We start from the raw sequence: 19,954 nt of genomic DNA, 5'->3' as shown, positions 1-19,954 counted from the left end.
CAACGCCCCCACTTCAGCCAGCACCACCGCTCATCTTCCTCCTCCTCTTACTCCTACTCCTCCTCCCTCATTCTGGGCGACTGGGAGGAAGAGTAAGAGGAGGAGAAAGATCGAAATGCCCCCCTCACTTCATCACCATCGGCTGCCCCGTACACTCCAGCACGCTGTGCCACAGCTCCTGCGTTGGGTCCACCTTGCGCCGTCCATGAATCACCAGCTCCAGCGGCAGATGCACAAACGATCCATGCCAGCGTCCCACCAGCATGTTCGTCTTCCCCGCCATCGCCGCATGCACCGCGTTCTGCGCCAGGCGTGAGCAGTACACATTGTCCTGCGCATTCGCCGGCACACTCCGCACGATGTAGCTCGGATCGATGTACTTCAAGTTCACCTCCGTCTTCCGCTCCTTGAAAAACGCATTGATGCGGTCCTTCAAAAACGGCCCGATGTCCCCATACCTCTTGTTCCCGCTCGCATCTGTCTCATCGCTGGTGTGCATCAGGTGCTGCCCCGCGCCCTCCGCCACCACGATCACCGCGCTGCCACGCTTCATCAGCCGCTGCCGCAGAAATTCCAGCAGTCCGCCTTCACCATTCAGCTCAAAGTGCACTTCCGGAATCAGCACAAAGTCCACATTGCTCCCCGCCAGCGCCGCATAGCAGGCGATGAATCCCGAATCACGCCCCATCAGCTTCACCAGCCCCACGCCGTTCACCGCACCGGTCGCCTCCACATACGCGCACTTCACCGCCTGCACCGCCGCATCAAAGGCCGTCTCAAACCCAAAGCTCTTGTCCAGATAGCGGATGTCATTGTCGATCGTCTTCGGAATCCCCACCACCGCCTTCTTCAGTCCGCGCCTCTCAATTTCTTTCGTGATCTCCGCCGCACCCCGCAGCGTCCCATCCCCGCCGATCACAAAGAGAATGTCCACCTTCATGTCCTCCAGCGTGTCCACCATCTCGCCGATGTCCTGCTTCCCACGCGAGCTGCCCAGCATCGTCCCGCCAAAGTGATGCCCCTGATCCACGGAGCTGGGCTTCAGCAGCAGCGGCGTGTGGCCAAAGCGCTGCACCAGCCCCTCATACCCGTAGCGAAATCCATACACCCTCGCCACCCCATACTGATGATGGCACCGATGCACGATGCCACGAATAATATCATTCAGCCCTGGGCAAAGTCCGCCACAGGTCACGATCCCCACCGTCGTCTTCGGCGGGTCAAAATAAATCATCTCACGCGGCCCCGCCTCCTCATAGCTCGGACTCGCCACATCCCGCCCGTCTTCCAGCAGATGGCTGTGGTACAAAATGCGGTCCACCGCATCCACTTTAAAGGGCGCATCCACTCCGCCAATGCGGTGCAGGGGCGAATGGATCAGGCAGGGGCCGAGCGTCGGAATGCTCGTGTCGGAAGGGGCAGGGGTCATGGCTGGGCGGAAGACTGGTAGAGCAGGAGAAGTGCCATTCTCCTGCCTCAGACATGCACAACCCAGTTGCAAAAGGCCGGGTCCCCGCCTGCTTCCAGCCATGAACACCGCCTTTCCCGAAAAGCTCCGCCTCCAGCTCCACCAGACCGGTGTCATCGCCGTGCTGATGATCGACCGCGTCGAGGATGCCGCGCCTCTCGCCCGCGCGCTGCTCGCCGGCGGAGTGAACACCATCGAGCTCACCCTCCGCACCTTCGCCGCGCTGCAGTGCCTGCGCAGCATTCGCGATGAAGTCCCCGAGATGACCATCGGCGTCGGCACCATCCTCACTCCGCAGCAGGTGAATGATGCCAAGGACAATGGCGCCAGCTTCGGCGTCGCCCCCGGCATGAATTCCCGCGTCGTCGCCGAGGCCATGCGCATCGGCCTGCCCTTCGCTCCCGGCGTCTGCACCCCCACCGACATCGAGCTCGCCATCGAGGCCGGCTGCCGCGTGCTGAAGTTCTTCCCCTCGGAGCACTCCGGCGGCCTCGCCTACCTGCGTGCCATCTCCGCCCCCTTTGCCCATCTCGGCGTCGAGTTCATCCCGCTCGGCGGCGTCGGCGCGGGCAATGCCGCGCACTACCTCCGCGAGCCCTCCGTACTCGCCCTCGGCGGCTCCTGGCTCGCGCCAAAGGAGATCATCGCCAAAGGCGGCTGGGACCTCATCACCTCCCTCGCACGCGAGGCCACGGACATCGTCAAGCAGGTCCGCCCATGAGCCGCGTCGTCACCCTCGGCGAGATCATGCTCCGCCTCGCCACACCCGGCTTCGCACGATTCCAGCAGGCCATGCCGGGCGCTTTGCACGCCAGCTTTGCGGGTGCCGAGGCCAGCATCGCCGCCTCGCTCGCCTTTCTCGGCATCGATGCCGCCTTCGTCACCGCCCTGCCAGATCATGCCATCGCGGAGGCCTGCATCGCCGATCTCCGCAGCCTCGGTGTCGAGACAAAACACATCCTCCGCACCTCCACGGGCCGCCTCGGCACCTACTTCCTCGAGCACGGCGCCAATCAGCGCGGCGGCAATGTCATCTACGACCGCGAAGGCTCCTCCATCGCCATCACCCCCGCGTCCGCCTACGACTGGGAAACCATCTTCACCGGCTGCGAGTGGTTCGTCATCTCCGGCATCACTCCCGCCATCTCCCGCAACGCCGCGGACCTCGCGCTCATCGCTCTGCAGGAAGCCGCACGCCGCAAAATCAAAGTCGTGTGCGACATGAACTACCGCACCAAGCTCTGGCACTGGGATCCGCCCCTCACCGCGCGCGATCTCGCCACCCGCACCATGCGGTCGCTCCTCCCCTACGTGACCATCTTCGTCGGCGGCATCAGCGACGCCACCGCCATGCTCGGCATCGATCACACCGGCGATCTCCACTCTCTCGCAAAACAAATCGTCGCCCAGTTCCCCAATCTCACCCACGCCGCCTTCACCCTCCGCGATGGCAGCACCTCCGCCGCCCAATGCTTCAGCGGCGCCCTTTACGAAGCCACCACAAGCACCCTCCACACCGCCCCTCGCCACACCATCACCCACATCATCGACCGCCTCGGTGCCGGCGATGCTTTCACCGCCGCTCTCATCTTCTCCTTCCTTCAAAACTCCCCGCTTCCCACCGCCATCTCCTTCGCCACCGCCGCCGGCTGCCTCGCCCATTCCATTGAGGGAGACTACAACTACAGCACCCGCGCCGAAATCGAAGCCCTCATGCAAGGCGATGGCGGCGGCCGAGTCAGCCGATAGTAGCCATCTCGCTCCGCGAGATGAGCCCAGCGCCCCCTCCACCACCTAAAGCCTTCAAATTCTCCAAACCATTCGCCGCTGCGTCAGCCCCCCCAGCTTATCTTGCGGAGCAAGATTGCCACTGTACACAAACCCGCCATGCGCTTCTTCGATCCCACTGACGAGTTGCTCGTCACCCAGCGCAAACTCCCCCACTGGGCCCAGGATGGATCGGTCGTCTTCATCACCTGGCGCACTCAGGACTCGATGCCCAAGGACGTAGTGGAGCGCTGGCGCGCAGAAAGGAACCGGTGGCTCATGGCGCACGGCATCGATCCCACTCAGAAAGGTTGGAAGACCCGAGTGCAGGCTCTGCCACCGGAACAGATGCTCGAATTCCACGACCACTTCACCACCCGCTGGCATGACGAACTCGACGCCTGCCACGGTGCCTGTGTTCTGAGCAGACCCGAGATTGCAGACAAGGTGCAAAACAGCCTCCTGCATTTCCATGGCGACCGCTACGACATGCTCCGCTTCGTCATCATGCCCAATCACCTCCACCTCCTCGCCACCTTTCCCAGCAAAGAGGACATGCTGGCCCAGTGCGACTCCTGGAAACACTTCACCAGCCGCGAAATCAACCGTTACCTCCGCACCCAGGGCCGCTTCTGGCAGCAGGACTCCTTCGACCACCTCGTACGCCACGAACACCAGTTCCACCGCCTCTGCGACTACATCGCCCAAAACCCCGCCAAAGCTCGTCTCCGCCCCGAACAAGCGCGAATCTGGAATCCGTACAGTACTCATCTCGCTCCGCCGAGATGAGCCCAGCGCTCCCGCCAGCATACGAAGCCTTCAAACTCCCGAAAGCTCCCCCTCCCTCGCGCTAGCGCACAGCTCATCTTGCGGAGCAAGATGGCTACTGTACTTGCGCCCCACCCACTCCCTCGTAACACATCCCCATGTCCAACCCCGCAACCGCCACTCCCCCCACCACCTCCGACCGCTGGTCCCTGGAATCCTGGTTCACCGCCTTCGGCAGCCCCGACTACACCACCTTCAAAGCCGCCCTGGTCAGCGATGTCGAGTCCCTCAAAACCCAGGCCGCAGCCCTGAAAAGCGACACCATCGAAATCGCCCGGGTTATCAACGCCCTCGAATCCCTCAGCGACCGCCTCGGCCACCTCTCCGCCTACCTCGGCTGCCTCTCCGCCGATGACGCGAACGACGAAGCCGTCAAAGCCGACGAAGCCTGGATCTCCACCCTCGAAGCCGAAAGCACCAAGCTCATGGCCTCGCTGCGTTCAGCTTTGGCCGCCCTCACCGATGACTCCTTCGACGTCCTCCTCGCCGACCCTTCGCTAAAAAACGCCGGGCACGCCGTGAAGCGCATGCGCCACGAAGGCCAGCACCAGATGAAGTCGGAAATGGAAGCCCTCGCCGCCGATCTCAATGTCAACGGCCTCCACGCCTGGGGCCGCCTTTACGACACCCTCACCGGCAAGATGGAATTCGAGATGACCTTCCCCGACGGTCACAAAGAGATCGTCCCCATGTCCCGCCGCCGCGCCCTCATGTCCGAGCCCGACCGCAAGCTGCGCGAAGCCTCCTTCATCGACGGCCAGAAACCCTTCAACGACCACGCCGTCACCCTCGCCGCCGGATTGAACGGCATCGCCGGCACTCGCCTCAGCCTCTACGGCCGCCGCGGCCTCCCGCACTTCCTCGACACTCCGCTGTTCGATGGCGCCATGAGCCGCAAATCCCTCGACGCCATGCTCGAGGCCATCCACACCCACATCGATCTCCCACGTCGCGCCCTGCGCAAAGCCGCCAAACTCCAGGGTACCTCCGCTCTCCACTACTTCGATCTCGAAGCCCCGCAGATCGCCGCGCCCGCTGAAAAAGAACTCACCTGGGACGAAGCCTGCGCCACCGTCGATCAGGCCTTCAGCGCCGCCTATCCAAAACTCGGCGAATACTTCCGCGAGATGCTCGCCCAGCGCTGGATCGAAGCCCAGCCCCGCGCCGGCAAACGCCCCGGCGCCTTCTGCACTGGCTCGCAGCTCAAGCACGAAGAGCGCGTCTACATGACCTTCCACCGCACCGTGCACGACATGGTCACACTCGCCCATGAAGTCGGCCACGCCTGGCACTCCTGCGTTCTGCGTCCTGCCCGCTCCTTCGCGGCCAACTACCCCATGACCCTCGCCGAAACCGCTTCAAACTTCGGCGAAATGATCCTCCTCAATGGCCTCATGAGCGACCCCGCCATCACCGAAGCCACCAAGGCCTACCTCCTCGATCAGGAGATGCTCCGCGCACACGCCTACCTCATCAATATCCCCATGCGCTACGAGTTCGAAAAAGCCTTCTACACCGAGCGCGCCAGCGGCGAGGTCAGCGTCAGCCGCCTCAGCGAACTCATGTGTGAAGCCCAGCGCCAGCTCTACGGCGACACCCTCCTCGAAGACGGCACCGATCCCATGTTCTGGGCCTCCAAGATGCACTTCTTCATCAGCGGCATCTCCTTCTACAATTTCCCCTACGTCTTCGGCTACCTCCTCAGCCAGGCCCTCTTCGCCCGCTTCAAAGCCGAAGGCCCCTCCTTCCTCCCCCGCTACGAATCCTTCCTCTCCATGACCGGCAGCGCCACATGCGAAGAAGTCGTCAAACAAAGCCTCGGCGAAGACATCACCCAGCCCGCCTTCTGGGCCACCGCCCTCAAAGCCATCGAGCCAACTTTGAAGGCCTACGAAGCCGTAGCCGCAAAATAAGACCACGATCCATTGAAAGCAGCTCGATGCTTCAGCCGTCGAAAGCTCTCTGCCCAGGGAGCTTTCGCGTGTGCAGTGCTCAAATATCTGGCTGTCGCGGCGCGCTGTGTCCTTTCGGTCGTTTATGTCCTTTTTGTCCTTTCGAACGAGCCTTCGCCTTCGCTGCCCCTTTCATTCGTAAGCCCTGCTCTCCGCTTGAGATCGCGTCTTGAACTGTGGCATTCTCTTTTTGTCGAGACCACCCCGCCATGCACCAGCCCTGAAAGGGCGACGTAATATAGCCCAGGGCAAGCGAGCCTAAGCGAGCGCCGCCCTGGGTTTGGGCAGGTTGATCGGGAAGCAAATCCAGCGCTTTCTTAACACGCCGTGTCCTCCAGCAGCGTCTCCCCGTCATCCCGCCACACACCCGCCGCGAGCACTCTGTATCACCAGAAGCTCCGGAGCATAAGTATTGTAGTACCTGCTTTCCGTGTCCCTCGTAGCCTTGGCGAAGAGGGAAGCAGGTTCCGGGACGTATCACCCAGCGCCTGCTGCAAAGCAGTTCCTGACATGCCGGGTTGTTGAGAGCTTTTCCCCCGCCTCCTTCCACACTCCCCAATAACCCAAGGCCATTAGTGTCCTCCAAGGCCATTAGTGTCCTCCAAGGCCATTAGTGTCCTATTAGTGTGCGATTAGTGGTTAAAAATTTCAGCTCACACCTCGCTCAGACTCTGAAATTTTTCTACCCCTAATCTTTCTACCTCTTCCCCCTCCGCGCGCTATCCCCGCAAGACCCGCGCCCCGCCCGCGTTTCCGCCGCCACCATGCGCCTCCTCTTCGCCCTCCTGCTGCTCGCCGTCACGACCACGGCCCCCGCCGCCGACAAGCCAAACGTCCTCTTCATCGCCATCGATGATCTCAACCACTGGGTCGGCTACCTCGGCCGCAACAAGCAGTCCATCACTCCAAACATCGACAAGCTCGCCGCCCGCGGCGTCCGCTTCACCCACAGCTACTGCGCCGCGCCCGTGTGCAATCCCTCACGTGCCGCCCTCATGAGCGGCATGCGCCCCGGCAAGACCGGCGTTTATGACAACAACGAAGACTGGCGCCCCGTCATCCCCGAGGCGCAGACCCTCACCCACGCCTTCCGCCAGGGCGGTTATTTCGTCTGCGGCGCAGGCAAGATCTACCACGAAAGCTACCGCCGCCTCGAAGACTGGGACGACTATCTGAAAAACGAAGGCGGCATGCCCAAAGTCCCCAAAGGCCAGAGCGATGGCGTCGGCGGCATCAAGTTCGCCCCGCTCGACTGCAAGGACGAAGACCTCAACGACTGGCACATCGTCAACTACTGCATCGACCAGCTCGGCAAAGCACAAGAAAAACCCTTCTTCCTCGCCTGCGGCATTCACAAGCCCCACATGCCCTGGAATGTCCCTCAGAAGTACTACGACATGCACCCTCTCGACAAGATCGAGCTGCCTCCATACAAAAAAGACGACCTCGCCGACGTCCCTCCTGCAGGCATCAAAATGGCCAAGCCCGACGGCGACCACGCCGAGATGGTCAAAAGCGGCCGCTGGAAAGAAGCCATCCAGGGCTACCTCGCCGCCGCCAGTTACACCGACATGCTCATCGGCCGTCTCATGGAGGCCTATGACAAAAGCCCGCACAAAGCGAATACCGCCATCGTCTTCTGGGGCGACCACGGCTGGCACCTCGGCGAAAAAGACCACTGGCGCAAATTCGCCCTGTGGGAGGAGGCCACCCGTGCCCCGCTCATCTGGGTCGTCCCCGGTCTGACCAAGCCCGACAGCATCTGCGAGCGCACCGTCGATTTCACCTCCGTCTTCCCCACTCTCACCGACATCTGCGGCCTGCCAAGCCCCGCGCACCTGGAAGGCAAAAGCATCAAGTCCCTCCTCGCCGACGCCACCTCCGCCTGGGACACCCCAGCCATCACCACCTTCGGTCGCAACAACCACGCCGTCCGCACCGAAGGCTGGCGCTACATCCATTACGCCAATGGCGACGAAGAACTCTACAACGAGTCCACCGACCCCTACGAGTGGACCAACCTCGCCAAAGATCCCCAATACGCCGGCACCAAAGCCGACCTCGCCAAACACCTCCCCACCATCAACAACCCCGAAGCCGGCAACGAAAAGGAGTGATCGGCGTATGACTGTCACTCGTGCATGACTTACGGTGGAGCGGAAATTTTTTTCAGCCCGCGTCTGTGAGGCTTGACGTACTTTCGCAGTCATCTTCAAGCCATCACACTGTCACCCATGCTTCCTTTGTACACTTCTAGCCCCAAAGGGGCGGCGTAACGTAGCCCAGGGCAAGCGAGCCTAGGCGAGCGCCGCCCTGGGTTTTGTCCACCGCGACTGGGAAGCAAACCCAGCACTCCGCCCCACCCCAAGTTCACCAGCAGCGTCTGCACAAACTCCCGCCACACCCCGCCGCGATGGCATTTTCACCAATGAACGCTCTCAACCGTGGAACCTCTTTGCCCGCCATGAACTCCCTCACGCGCACGCTCTTCCTCACCCTCGCCTTTGCCCTCACCGCGAACGCCACCGACGCCTCGCGCCAGATCGATGCCCTCCTCGCCCAAGACTGGCAGCAGCACCACCTCACCGCCAATCCCTCCGCCAGCGACGAAACCCTCGTCCGCCGCCTCTACCTCGACATCATCGGCCGCATCCCCACCCTTCAAGAAGCCCAAGCCTTCCTCACCAGCACCGACAAAGACAAACGCGCCAGGCTCATCGACCACCTCCTCGCCAGCGAAGGCTACTCGCAGCGCATGTTCCACTTCTGGGCCGACCTCCTCCGCGTGCAGACCCGCGCAAACAGCGGTCAGGGGGACATGACCTCCAAGCCCTACCTCGAGCACGTCAAACAGCGCATCCGCGAAAACATGCCCTACGACGCCTTCGTGCGCGAGCTCCTCACCGCGCAGGGCAAAGTCTGGAACAACCCCGCCATCGGCTACTACATGCGCGACATCGGCATGCCCTTGGACAATCTCGCCAACACCACCCGCGTCTTCCTCGGCACTCGCATCGAATGTGCCCAGTGCCACAACCACCCCTTCGACAAATGGACGCAGATGCAGTTCTACCAGATGGCCGCCTTCACCTACCCGCTGGAAACAAACTTCACCGGCATCTCCCAGCAAAAAGGCGCGTTTGAACTCATGGTGCAGGCCCGCAAAAAGCCCGAGCTCGAAGCCTCCACTCGCAACATGGGCCGCGTCTTTGAAAACCTCGGCGACTTCGTCCGCTACAGCAAAGTCCAGGCCCTCCCCACCCGCCTCCTCAAGCTGCCCCACGATTATCAGTATCCCGACGCCAAACCCAAGGACGTCATCTATCCACTGACCATGCTCGGCAAATCCGTGAAGTGCGAGCCCACCGGCGAAACCACCAAAGCCTTCGCCGAATGGATGACCTCTCCCGAAAATCCGCGCTTCACCCTCGTCATCGCCAACCGCCTCTGGAAAAAAGTCTTCGGCGCAGGCCTCATCGAGCCCGTCGATGAAATCCTCGACAGCACCGTCGCCTCCAATCCCGCGCTCATGAAACACCTCGAGCAGCTCATGCGCGAAAACCGGTACGACGTGAAGTCCTACCTGCGCACCCTCTTCAATACCCAGGCCTATCAAAACGAAGCCACCCGCACCGAGCTCTTCCCCGGCGAAGTCTGCCACTTCACCGGCCCGCTCCTGCGCCGCATGAGCGCCGAGCAGATCTACGACTCCTTCGTCACCCTCATCCAGCCCACGCCCGATCTCCCACGCCGCCACGGCATCGACAGCGAGATGGCGCAGAAAATCGTCTATCGCGGCAAGCTCAGCGATGCCCTCGATCTCCTCACCTCCCAGGAAATCTTCGACGGCGCCGCCAAAGCCTCCGACGGCTACGAGCGCATCGCCGCCCGCTCCAAAGTATTGCGCGATCAATACACCGCCGCACAAAAAGCCAAGGACAAGCCCCTGCTCGACAAGCTCAATCTCGAGATCCGCTCCCTCGAGTTCGTCGCCCGCACCGGCATCCACGACTACGTCGTCGTCCCCGCCGTCGCCCGCCTCTACACTCAAAAAACCGGCAAGCCCGCACCACCTCCCATTCCGGTGAAGCCACCCACGCTCGAAGAACTCAAAAAACCCGGCCAGAACCGCGCCTACATCGACATCCCCGGCTACGACATCGACCAGGCCATCCCACGCGAAGAAAAGGCCGCCGAGCAGGCGCGCGAGGTCATCTTCCGTGACGAAGCCAAACGCCTCCACATCACCGACGCAGACGCCTACCTCAAAGCCCGCCGCTCCCAGGTCAAAGACTGGCCCCGCGCCGCTGATCTCGAGTCCCCCGCTCCACGCGGTCACTACCTCCGCGAATTTGGCCAGAGCGATCGCGACCTCATCGACAACGCCAACTCCGACGCCAGCATGCCTCAGGCCCTCGTCCTCATGAACAGCGAGCTGTTTGAAAGCATCCTCAAACCCCACACCCAGCTCCGCATCAATCTCGCCGCCGCCAAATACCCCGACGACCAGCTCACCATCGTCTATCAGACCCTCCTCTCCCGCGCCCCCACAACCGCCGAAAAAGCCGCCTGGTCCCAGGCCTCCCAATCCGGCCTCACCATCGAAGACCTCATCTTCGCCCTCATCAACACCCAGCAGTTCATCTTCGTCCGCTAATTGGAGCGCGGACTTCAGTCCGCAGCACTCCGCCATCACCACCCGCTCCGCAGCATAGGCATTGTAGTACCTGCTTTCCGTGTCCCTCGTAGCCTTGGCAAAGTGGGAAGCAGGTTCCGGACGCACTACCCAGCGCCTCCTGCGGTTAATCTGCCTCAACACAGTCCTTCCGATAGCTTCTCCCCCCTCCCTCCGTCATACTGCCCCCATGAAACCCGCCCCCGTTTCCCGCCGCCATTTCCTCCACGCCGCACTCGCCGGCGGCGCTGTCAGCCAGACCCCTCTCATCGCCGCTGACACCCCCGCCGCCAAAGACGGCCTCTTCAACGAACCCGCCCACGACATCCCCCTCGCCAACGACGCCGACGTCATCGTCTGCGGCGCCGGCCCCGCGGGCGTCACTGCCGCCATCACCGCCGCGCGCGCAGGCGCAAAAGTCCGCCTCTTCGAATGGCGCGGCTGCCTCGGCGGCATCTGGACCGCCGGCCTCCTCGGCTACTTCCTCGACTTCAACAAACCCGGCTTCGCCAAAGAACTCCGCGACAAGCTCGATGCCCGCGGCGCCCGCGCCAACTCCACCAGCGCCAGCCGCTTCTGCTACGACCCCGAAGCCCTCAAGCTCCTCCTCGAAGAACTCTGCGTCGAAGCCGGTGTAAAATTCCAATATCACACCAAAGTCTGCGCCGCCTTCCGCGAAGGCAAACGCCTCACCACCATCATCACGGAATCGAAGTCAGGCCGCCAGGCCTGGAAAGCCCCCGTCTTCATCGACACCACCGGCGATGGCGATCTCGGCTTCCAATCCGGCTGCGCCTTCGAAATCGGTGAAGCCGCCGACTGCCCCTGCCAGCCCCTTTCGCTCAATGCCCTCCTCGTCGTCAAAGACGTCGAGCAATTGCGCGAATTCGTCCGCTTCGGCCAGCCCAAGCCCGGCGAAAACACCGACGGCGAAAAGAAAAAGCGCATCAAGGACGCCATCGTCAAAAGCGGCCATTTCCCCTCCTACTCCGGGTCCACACTCTGGCATGTCAGCGGCAATCTCGTCTTCGCCATGATGAACCAGGAGTTCGGCATCAAGCCCTGGGACGCCGCCGAGATCACCGCCGCCACCGTCCGCGCCCGCGCAGAAATGAACCTCATGGTCAACGGCCTCCGCAGCCTCGGCGGCCCTTGGGAAGGCATCCAGATCGTTGCCACCGCCGAGCAGATCGGCGTGCGCGATGGCCGCCGCATTCTCGGCCGCTATGCCGTCAGCAAAGACGACGTCATCAAAGGCGCACGCCATGACGATGCCGTCGTCCGCGCCACCTTCGGCGTCGATATCCACGCCACCACCGCCGAGCACAATGAAAAGGGCGGCGCCACCCACGCCACCGGCATCAAAGTCAAGCCCTACGACATCCCCCTGCGCGCCCTCATCGCCAAAGACGTGGATGGCCTCATGATGGCCGGCCGTTGCATCAGCGGCGACTTCATCGCTCACGCCAGCTACCGCGTCACCGGCAATTCCGTCGGCATGGGCGAAGGCGCCGGCGTCATCGCCGCCCTCGCCGCCACCACCAAGCGCCTCCCCCACGAAGTCCCCTGGTCCGAAGGCGAAGCCAAGCTCAAAGCCATGGGGCAGCGCGTATAGTACAGTACTCATCTCGCTCCGCCGAGATGAGCTCAGCGCTCCGCAATCTCTCACTGCATCGAGCCACGTAAGCACTCCGGAAAGTACGATGGACACTCCTGTCCGTCGATCAGCGCCTTCGCATTCGCCCCAGACGCACAAATAAGACGACGACCCATTGAAAGCGTGTCTGTGTTTTCATCTGGATCAAACTCGCTGCTTCAAATCCTATCCAGACTCGCCCTCTCTCGGTATCACGCGCCGCATGACCCTTCAATGATCCCGGAGGGATCACAGCGGGTAGCCAGGGGTCAGCTCGCGTAGCGAGCGCCACCCCTGGAAAGCACGCCCAAATCCGGAGAGCAAACCCACCGCCTTCTCCACCACACCGCGCCCTCCAGCAGCGTCTCACCGCCTCGCCGCCGAAGTCACCGTGCACCTCCGCACATAGACGCTGTTTTTGTGACACGGCATAAACCGCCCCTCACCCCACCGCCCTCACACTCGGCCCATCCACCCACTTCGGCGGAATCATGATCTGTCTCGGCACCTCCGGCACCCCATGCTCGTGCTGCGAAAGCTGCGTCACGATCAAATCCACCGCCGCCGCCGCCAGGTGATCCCGTTGCTGATAAATCCCCGCATACTCCGCCATCCTCGGAGTCCAGTCATGCACCACAAAGCCGATATCCTGCGGCGCCCTTAGTCCCAATCTCCGCAGCCACCCCGGCACATGCGTATCAAACGTGATCAGCGCATCCGGCTCATGCTCACGCATCCACTTCGCAAACGCCTCAAACCCCTTGCTGATGTCATTGCTCGGAAACAGCAGCAGCGGCACCCGATCCCCCTCCGGCAGACTCTGCTGCCAGTGAAACAGCCCCCCGCTGTACCCAAACTGCGACCGGTTCACAATCCACCTCGTCACTGCCACGCCAATGCGCTTATAACCTCGCGCACTCAGCTCATCCGCCGCCATGTGAATCCCCAGCGTCATGTTCCCCGCGCACATGTGCAGCGCCGGGCTGCTCATCGCATTCCCAAATGTCACCGCCGCAAACGGCGAAAAATCAATCCGGCTGCACGGCAGTTGCATGCTCTGCGGCGACACAATCACGCCCTCAATCCCACGCGCATGCAGAATCTTCTGCAGCCTCTTCGGCGTCAGCCCGTCCTTCCCCAGCCAAAACTCCTCCACCGCATACCCATGCCCATGCGCACGACTCCGAATGTCATCAATCGGCACATACTGGTATGAAGGCCCCAGCAGCCCATCCTGCGGCACATGCTCTCTTATCACCGCGATCACCGCCCGCACCCTCTGCTGCTTCTTCCCCCGCACCACCTGCATCATCCGCGCCAGATGCGGATCCGGCTGATAATTCAGCCTCTTCGCCTCCTTCAGCACCATCTCCCGCTTCTCCGCCGAAACCTTCGGCGCACCCCGCAGCACCCGCGAAATCGTCATCAGCGAAAACCCCGTCGCTCGGGCAATGTCCTTCAGCGTTGGCGCGGCAGTGGCAGGCATGGCTTCAGGGCATTTTGAAAAAGGATGTGTCCGGAAAAGCCAGCGCGGTGAACGCAGCTCTCCCTCTCCCCGCCCCAGACACACAACAGCAGCAAACAGTTCTCTTCGGGGAGAGGGCAGGGGTGAGGGGCCCACCTTTCCGCAGCGTCCGGAGAGTATGAATGAAAACAGCCATCATAGCCCCCCCAGCGTCTCCACCAGCAGCCTCCAAAACTTCTGCACTGACGAAACACTCGCGCACTCCTTCTCCGAATGCGCCTCATAAATGTTCGGCCCAAACGAAATCATATCCAGCCCCGGATACGCCATCGCGATCACCCCGCACTCCAGCCCCGCATGGCACGCTCCCACCTTCACCTCATGCCCAAACAGCTCGTGGTAGATCCCCTTCATCTTCTCCAGCACCGGCGACTCCGCACTCGGACTCCAGCCCGGATACGGATCCCCTGACCGCACCTCCGCACCGATCAGTTCAAACGGCGCGCGAAACGCCCGCGCCACATCCATCTTGCTCGATTCCACCGAGCTCCGCTGCAGGCTCCCCCACTCCGCCTTTCCTCCACCCAGCGCGATCGTGGAAAAATTCGTGGAAGCCTCCACCAGCCCCGGCACCACCGGGCTCATGCGGTACACCCCGTTCACCACCGCCTGCATCGCCAGCACAAAGGCCTTCTGGTGCTCCCCTCCCATAATGCCCACCTCGCCCGCCTCCACCGTCACCGGCACCGTCTCAAGACTCAGCGCCGGCTCGATCAGCCGAAACTCCTCACGAATCCCCGCCGCTTCACGCTCGAAGCATTCCGCAAACCGCGCCTCATCCAGCACCACCACCCGCGCCACACACTGCGCCGGTATCGCATTCCTCGCGCTGCCCCCGCGCATCGTTGACAGCGCCACCACCTCTTCGCCACACGCGTTCAGCAGCCGCGCCATCAGCTTGTTCGCATTCGCACGCCCTTCGTGAATCTGCAGCCCCGAGTGCCCGCCGCGCAGCCCCGAGATCTGAATCTCCACCAGCGGCGCCGCCGAGTCATGCGCCACCTCGGTGTACTTAAAACTGCCCAGCGTGTCGATCCCGCCCGCGCAGCCGATGGTAAAAGTATCATCCTCTTCGGAGTCCAGGTTCAGCATCGTTTTCCCCGTCAGCAGTCCCGGCTGCAGCCCCAGCGCACCGCCCATGCCCTGCTCCTCATCCAAAGTAAAAAGCGCTTCAATCGGCGGATGTGACAAATCCTTCGCCGCCAGCACCGCCAGAATCGCCGCCACCCCCAGCCCATTGTCCGCGCCCAGAGTCGTCCCACGCGCCCGCACCCAGTCACCATCCACCCACATCTCGATCCCCTGCTTGTCGAAATCAAACGTCACCCCGTCCCCCGCCTTGTGCACCATGTCCAGATGCGCCTGCATGATCACCGGCTCACGCCCCTCCCGGTCCGCCGAAGCCGCCTTCCGAATGATCACATTCCCCGCGCTGTCCAGTTGCGCATCCAGGCCATGACGTGCCGCAAATCCCAGCACAAACCCCACCACCCTCTCCTCCCGCTTTGACGGCCGCGGCACCGCATTCAGATCAGCAAAACAGTTCCACAAGGCCTTGGGTTCGAGAGCGCGGATATCAGAGGAAGACATAAAATGAGTATGATGAGGCTTGGGTCGCTACCGCCGAATGCAAGCAAGTTCGCCGATAAAAAATCATCGCCATGAATGCCACTCGGCCAAGGCAATAGAGCGATCGACCTCGTCATTTCTTAGCACCAAAGGTGCGACCTATCGCAGCCCAGGGCAAACGAGCCTCAGCGAGCGCCGCCCTGGGTCAGCAACCAACTCTGGGGGGAAGCAAACCGGGCACTCCGCCACACCCCTGGCGCACCAGCAGCGTCTGCAAAGTATTTCGCCGCACGCTTGCGCACTGCGCCACCTTCGCCCCATAACCGGCGACCATCCACCACCCTCAAAATGTTAACATAACACCCCGTCATCCCATTCCACCCTGAAATCCCCCGCCCCCACGCGTTCCTATCCCCGATGACTCCCCGCCAGCTCCGCCTCCTCATCTCTTTCACTCTCGCCTTCGCGTGCACCATCACTGCGCGTACCGCCGAGCCCCTCGGCCAGCGCCACCACACCTGGCAGGGCATCCCCGGCATCGAACGCACCGCCAAAGGCCGCGTCTTCTCCTCCTGGTTCACCGGCGGCCCCAAAGAACCTTCCGCCGAAAACACCGTCCTCCTCTGCTACAGCGACGACCAGGCCAAAACCTACACCACACCCCAGGTCATGGCAGACCCCGCCGCCGGCACCCGCTGCTTCGACCCCACCCTCTGGCTCGATCCCAAAGGCCGCCTCTGGTACATCTTCAATCGCGGCAACAAAGACACCGCCGTGCACGACGTCCACGCCCGCATCTGCGATGCCCCCGATGCCACCCCTCCCGTCTTCGGCCCCGAGTTCCGCGTCGGCTACGAAGGCCCCTATGCCTTCCGCATGAACAAACCCACCGTCCTTTCCACCGGCGAATGGATCATGCCCGTCACCCATGCCACCGAGCCCATTCACTCCTGGTTCGCCGGACCCAAACAACTCCAAGGCGTCGGCATCTCCACAGATGAAGGCAAAACCTGGCAGCTCCACGGCGCCCTCAAAGCCCCCGAGTGGGCCCTCGAGTGCATGATCACCGAGCTCAAAGACGGCCGCCTCTGGCTCCTCACCCGCACCGGCGGCGGCTTCCTCTGGGAGAGCCATTCATCAGACAAAGGCCGCACTTGGGCGGAGGCCAAACCGAGCACCGTCGCCAATCCCGGCTCACGCTTCTTCATCCGCCGCCTCTCCTCCGGAAATCTCCTCCTCGTCAACCACCACGGCTTCACCGGCAAAACCCGCAGCCACCTCACCGCCCAGCTCTCCACCGACGACGGCAAATCATGGAACGAAGGCCTCCTCCTCGATGAACGCAGCGGCGTCTCCTACCCCGATGGCGTCCAGGATCGCGACGGCCTCATCTGGATCACTTATGACCGCGACCGCCAGGGCGCTGGCGAAATCCTCCTCGCCCAGTTCCGTGAAGAAGACGCCGCCTCCGGCAAAAACACCTCCGGTTCAGTAAAGTTAAAACAAACCATAAGCGCACTCCCCGCGCCCTCCATCATCCCCGCCAAATGGGACCCCGCCCTCGCTGGCGACACCGTCATGCAGCGCTTGGTGAACACCTCCGCCCCTCAGGTCAAAGGCGCGCACGATGCCGAGTTCGTCTGCGTCGGCCAGCGCGCCTACATCGTCACCGAAGCCAATGATCTCAAGGCAGGCGAAAGCGCCGGATGGCCCTTCATCTACGCCACCCTCTCCATCGTCAATCTCAAGACACTCGCTCTCGAAAAAGTCATCGACTTCGCCAAGAGCGAGCAGCACTTCGAAAACGAAACCCTCCCCATCGGCGCCTGCTTCGTCCCCCGCATTCTGCAAAAAGACGCCACCACCCTCCGCTGCTACTTCACCAGCGAAGACCCCGGCAAGCGCCAGTCGCAGATGTGGTTCCGCGACTTCGATCTGCAGTCTGGCGAATTCGCCGCCACCATCCACAAAGCCAAATTGCAATCCGCCGCAGGCACCTTCGATTTCCAGCCCCGGTACTTCCACGCCGATGCAGCCGCACAAGGCTTCACCAAGCCCGCCCACGATTCCTCCTTCTTCATCTTCGACTCCTTCAAAAAGATCGACGGCAAAACCTACGTCGCCCTCAACAACTTCAGCGGCAAACAAAACGCACTCGCTCTCGTGCATGACGACCTCACCACCTTCGAAATCCTCGGCCACTACAATGAGCCTCAGTCCGAACAACTCAGCGAGTCCGCCGTCAATCGCCTCCCAGATGGCACCTGGATGGCCATCTGCCGCAACGACAAAGGCAACTACCACTTCACCACCAGCGCCGATGCCAAAACCTGGACCATCGGCCGCCCCCTGCCCATCGTGCCAAACGGCGCAAACTCAAAGCCCACCTTCGACCACTTCGGCGGCGTCTATTACCTCGGCTGGCAGGAGTCCACCCGCATCCAGGGCGTCGGCCGCAGTGTCTTCAATGTGGACGTCTCCCGCGATGGCAAAATCTGGGAGCGCAAATACCGCTTCGAGTCCCCGCACTCCTTCCAATACCCCACCTTCCACGAGCACGCAGGTGCCATCTGGCTCGCCGTTACTCAGGGAGACAAAGACGCCAGCCGCAAAGAGCGCATCATGTTCGGCAAACTGGAGGACATCGGCCAGTTCGAGCCGCAGGCCGGCAAAAAACGCATCGTCTGGCCCGCCCCACCAGAAGAAACGGCCGTCATGAAACACGGCGTAAAACTCTTCACCGACCGCACCTATGTCATCGATGAAATGCCCGACGCTGTACGTGACCTGCCCTTCCTTCGCACCAGCATCGAGAAGATCGAAGCCGAGGTCACAAAGCCCGGCACACTCTACGCCCTCACCCCGACCACCCGCCCCAAGGCTGCCAGCCAGGAAGAGGCCCTCAAAGCCGCCGGCTTCATCAAAGTGGACACACCCGAAACCCAGCTCTTCCCCGGCGAGATCAATCGCATGAGCCTTTATCAAAAAGACGTCACCGCAGGCGAGCAGTTCCACTTCAAAAAGCTCGTCCTTCTCATCAGCGGCACCTGCACCCTGCGCCCCCCCATGTAGCGCGGTATTCCGATACCGCGACCGCCCCGCCGCGAAACAAAACCCCGCACTGCAAAAGATCATCCATCCCTCCCGCCGCCCCCGCCTCGAAGGCCAACAGCCTCGCATCACAGCTTTAAAAAGATCGTTCTGCTCATCAGCATGCCCTCCACCTCAGAAAACATTCTTCACAACCTCATCAACCTGAAACCCCAAGCCTCAATGTAGCGCGGTATTCCGATACCGCGACCGCCCCGCCGCGAAACAAAACCCCGCACTGCAAAAAGTCATCCACCCCTCCCACCGTCTCCGCCCCCACCTCGAAGGCCAAAGGCCTTCCGCATCATAGCGAAGGGTTGCCGAGCCTCAGCGAGGCTACCCTGGTACCTCCAGCACCCCTCCGGGAAGCAAACCCAGATCTTTCTTCACACACCGCACTCCCCAGCAGCGTCCCCCCCCCGCCACCCCGCACGGTCCCTCCCTCGGCCCTCGCCACCCCACCGCACCCCAATACACAAATCCCGCTTCCGCCACCGTTCCATCCCGCATGATCCGCTTCTTCAACTGGTTCAATAACCTCTACCCCGTCTGGCTCGTCAGCCTCGCCACCATCGCCTTCTTCAAGCCGCAGACCATGCTCTGGTTTGACAAGCCCTGGATCTTCTGGTCCCTCGCCGCCTCCATGCTCGGCATGGGGCTCACACTCAGCCTGGATGACTTCAAGGCCATTGGTCGCATGCCCGGCAGTGTGGCGCTGGGCTTCGTCGCGCAGTACACCATCATGCCATTGTCCGGCTGGCTGGTCGCCAGGGCATTGCAGCTCGAGCCCGGTCTTGCGGTCGGCATCATCCTCGTCGCCAGTTGCCCTGGTGGCATGGCTTCGAACATGATCAGTTATCTGGCGAAGGCCAATGTGGCATTGTCCGTCGTCCTCACGCTCGCATCCACCCTGCTCGCCTTCTTCTTCACTCCCATGTGGACCAGCGTTCTCGCCGGGAAATATGTGCCGGTCGATGCATGGGGCCTTTGCCTCTCCGCCATGCAGCTCACCATCGCCCCTCTGGTGCTCGGCGTGCTCATCCGCTGGAAGTTGCCGCGCACGGCGGATCGCATCGGCGCATGCGGCCCCACCGTGGCGGTGCTGGCGTTCACCCTTGTCAGCGGTGGCATCGTGGCCGCCAGTGCGGATGCCATCGCCACCCATTTTGGTCGTCTGGCGCTCGCTGCCTTCGCCCTTCACGTGCTTGGCTTTGGCGTTGGCTACGCGGTTTCAAAAGTGCTGCGCTATCCGGAATCCGTTGCCCGCACGGTGAGCATTGAGGTCGGCATGCAAAACGGCGGCATGGCCGCCTCACTGGCCCGTGAACATTTTTCCGCCATGCCCCTCGCCGCTGCCGCGGGTGTCTTCAGCGGCGTCATGCAAAACATCATCGGCGGCCTCCTCGCATCCTGGTGGAAGCGCCGCACCCCCGATGCCTGATTC

The 19,954-nt window shown here is 62.3% G+C and carries 12 protein-coding genes; 9 read left to right on the top strand and 3 right to left on the bottom strand.

Features of this window, described 5'->3' with window-relative positions; genetic code table 11:
- Positions 1 to 124: 124 nt before the first annotated feature.
- Positions 125 to 1,429 carry an ATP-dependent 6-phosphofructokinase gene (locus ACILSQ_RS12440; protein WP_395743957.1) on the bottom strand — a complete coding sequence of 435 codons (1,305 nt, stop codon included), beginning with the start codon at positions 1,427 to 1,429 and terminating at the stop codon, positions 125 to 127.
- A gap of 100 nt (positions 1,430 to 1,529) precedes the next feature.
- On the opposite strand from ACILSQ_RS12440, the gene ACILSQ_RS12435 reads away from it, so the two are divergent.
- The 7 genes from ACILSQ_RS12435 to ACILSQ_RS12405 all read left to right on the top strand — a co-directional run bounded on the left by ACILSQ_RS12435 (position 1,530) and on the right by ACILSQ_RS12405 (position 12,305).
- The gene (locus tag ACILSQ_RS12435) at positions 1,530 to 2,189 is read left to right on the top strand and encodes a bifunctional 4-hydroxy-2-oxoglutarate aldolase/2-dehydro-3-deoxy-phosphogluconate aldolase (protein ID WP_395743956.1); all 660 of its coding nucleotides are present in this window, start codon (positions 1,530 to 1,532) and stop codon (positions 2,187 to 2,189) included.
- Positions 2,186 to 3,217, top strand: a complete 1,032-nt coding sequence (locus ACILSQ_RS12430) for a PfkB family carbohydrate kinase (RefSeq protein ID WP_395743955.1) — start codon at positions 2,186 to 2,188, stop codon at positions 3,215 to 3,217. The genes ACILSQ_RS12435 and ACILSQ_RS12430 overlap by 4 nt, the downstream gene beginning before the upstream one ends.
- A 138-nt stretch (positions 3,218 to 3,355) precedes the next feature.
- The gene (locus tag ACILSQ_RS12425; protein ID WP_395743954.1) at positions 3,356 to 4,024 is read left to right on the top strand and encodes a transposase; all 669 of its coding nucleotides are present in this window, start codon (positions 3,356 to 3,358) and stop codon (positions 4,022 to 4,024) included.
- 137 nt (positions 4,025 to 4,161) lie between these two features.
- A complete protein-coding gene (locus tag ACILSQ_RS12420) occupies positions 4,162 to 5,976 on the top strand; it encodes a M3 family oligoendopeptidase (protein WP_395743953.1) in 1,815 nt (604 codons plus the stop codon).
- Between the two features lie 803 nt (positions 5,977 to 6,779).
- Positions 6,780 to 8,132, top strand: coding sequence for a sulfatase (locus tag ACILSQ_RS12415; RefSeq protein WP_395743952.1), 1,353 nt, complete (start codon positions 6,780 to 6,782; stop codon positions 8,130 to 8,132).
- A 347-nt stretch (positions 8,133 to 8,479) separates the two neighbouring features.
- On the top strand, positions 8,480 to 10,672 hold the full coding sequence (locus ACILSQ_RS12410; RefSeq protein ID WP_395743951.1) for a DUF1549 domain-containing protein: 2,193 nt from the start codon (positions 8,480 to 8,482) through the stop codon (positions 10,670 to 10,672).
- Between the two features lie 208 nt (positions 10,673 to 10,880).
- On the top strand, positions 10,881 to 12,305 hold the full coding sequence (locus ACILSQ_RS12405) for an FAD-dependent oxidoreductase (protein ID WP_395743950.1): 1,425 nt from the start codon (positions 10,881 to 10,883) through the stop codon (positions 12,303 to 12,305).
- 463 nt (positions 12,306 to 12,768) lie between these two features.
- Here the strand turns inward: ACILSQ_RS12405 and ACILSQ_RS12400 are convergent, their stop codons facing one another.
- Entirely contained in the window at positions 12,769 to 13,812 is a 1,044-nt protein-coding gene (locus ACILSQ_RS12400) for a LacI family DNA-binding transcriptional regulator (RefSeq protein ID WP_395743949.1), read from the bottom strand.
- Between the two features lie 174 nt (positions 13,813 to 13,986).
- The gene (gene pepD, locus ACILSQ_RS12395) at positions 13,987 to 15,441 is read right to left on the bottom strand and encodes a beta-Ala-His dipeptidase (protein ID WP_395743948.1); all 1,455 of its coding nucleotides are present in this window, start codon (positions 15,439 to 15,441) and stop codon (positions 13,987 to 13,989) included.
- Between the two features lie 396 nt (positions 15,442 to 15,837).
- Between pepD and ACILSQ_RS12390 the strand changes: the two genes are divergently transcribed.
- Both ACILSQ_RS12390 and ACILSQ_RS12385 read left to right on the top strand, forming a co-directional pair.
- Positions 15,838 to 18,492, top strand: a complete 2,655-nt coding sequence (locus ACILSQ_RS12390; protein ID WP_395743947.1) for a sialidase family protein — start codon at positions 15,838 to 15,840, stop codon at positions 18,490 to 18,492.
- Between the two features lie 526 nt (positions 18,493 to 19,018).
- On the top strand, positions 19,019 to 19,951 hold the full coding sequence (locus tag ACILSQ_RS12385; RefSeq protein WP_395743946.1) for a bile acid:sodium symporter family protein: 933 nt from the start codon (positions 19,019 to 19,021) through the stop codon (positions 19,949 to 19,951).
- The last annotated feature ends 3 nt before the right edge of the window (positions 19,952 to 19,954 follow it).

Source organism: Prosthecobacter sp. (assembly GCF_044227185.1).
Lineage (GTDB): Bacteria > Verrucomicrobiota > Verrucomicrobiia > Verrucomicrobiales > Verrucomicrobiaceae > Prosthecobacter.
Note: the sequence above shows the minus strand (reverse complement) of the source record. Positions and strands in the feature narration are given on the sequence as shown.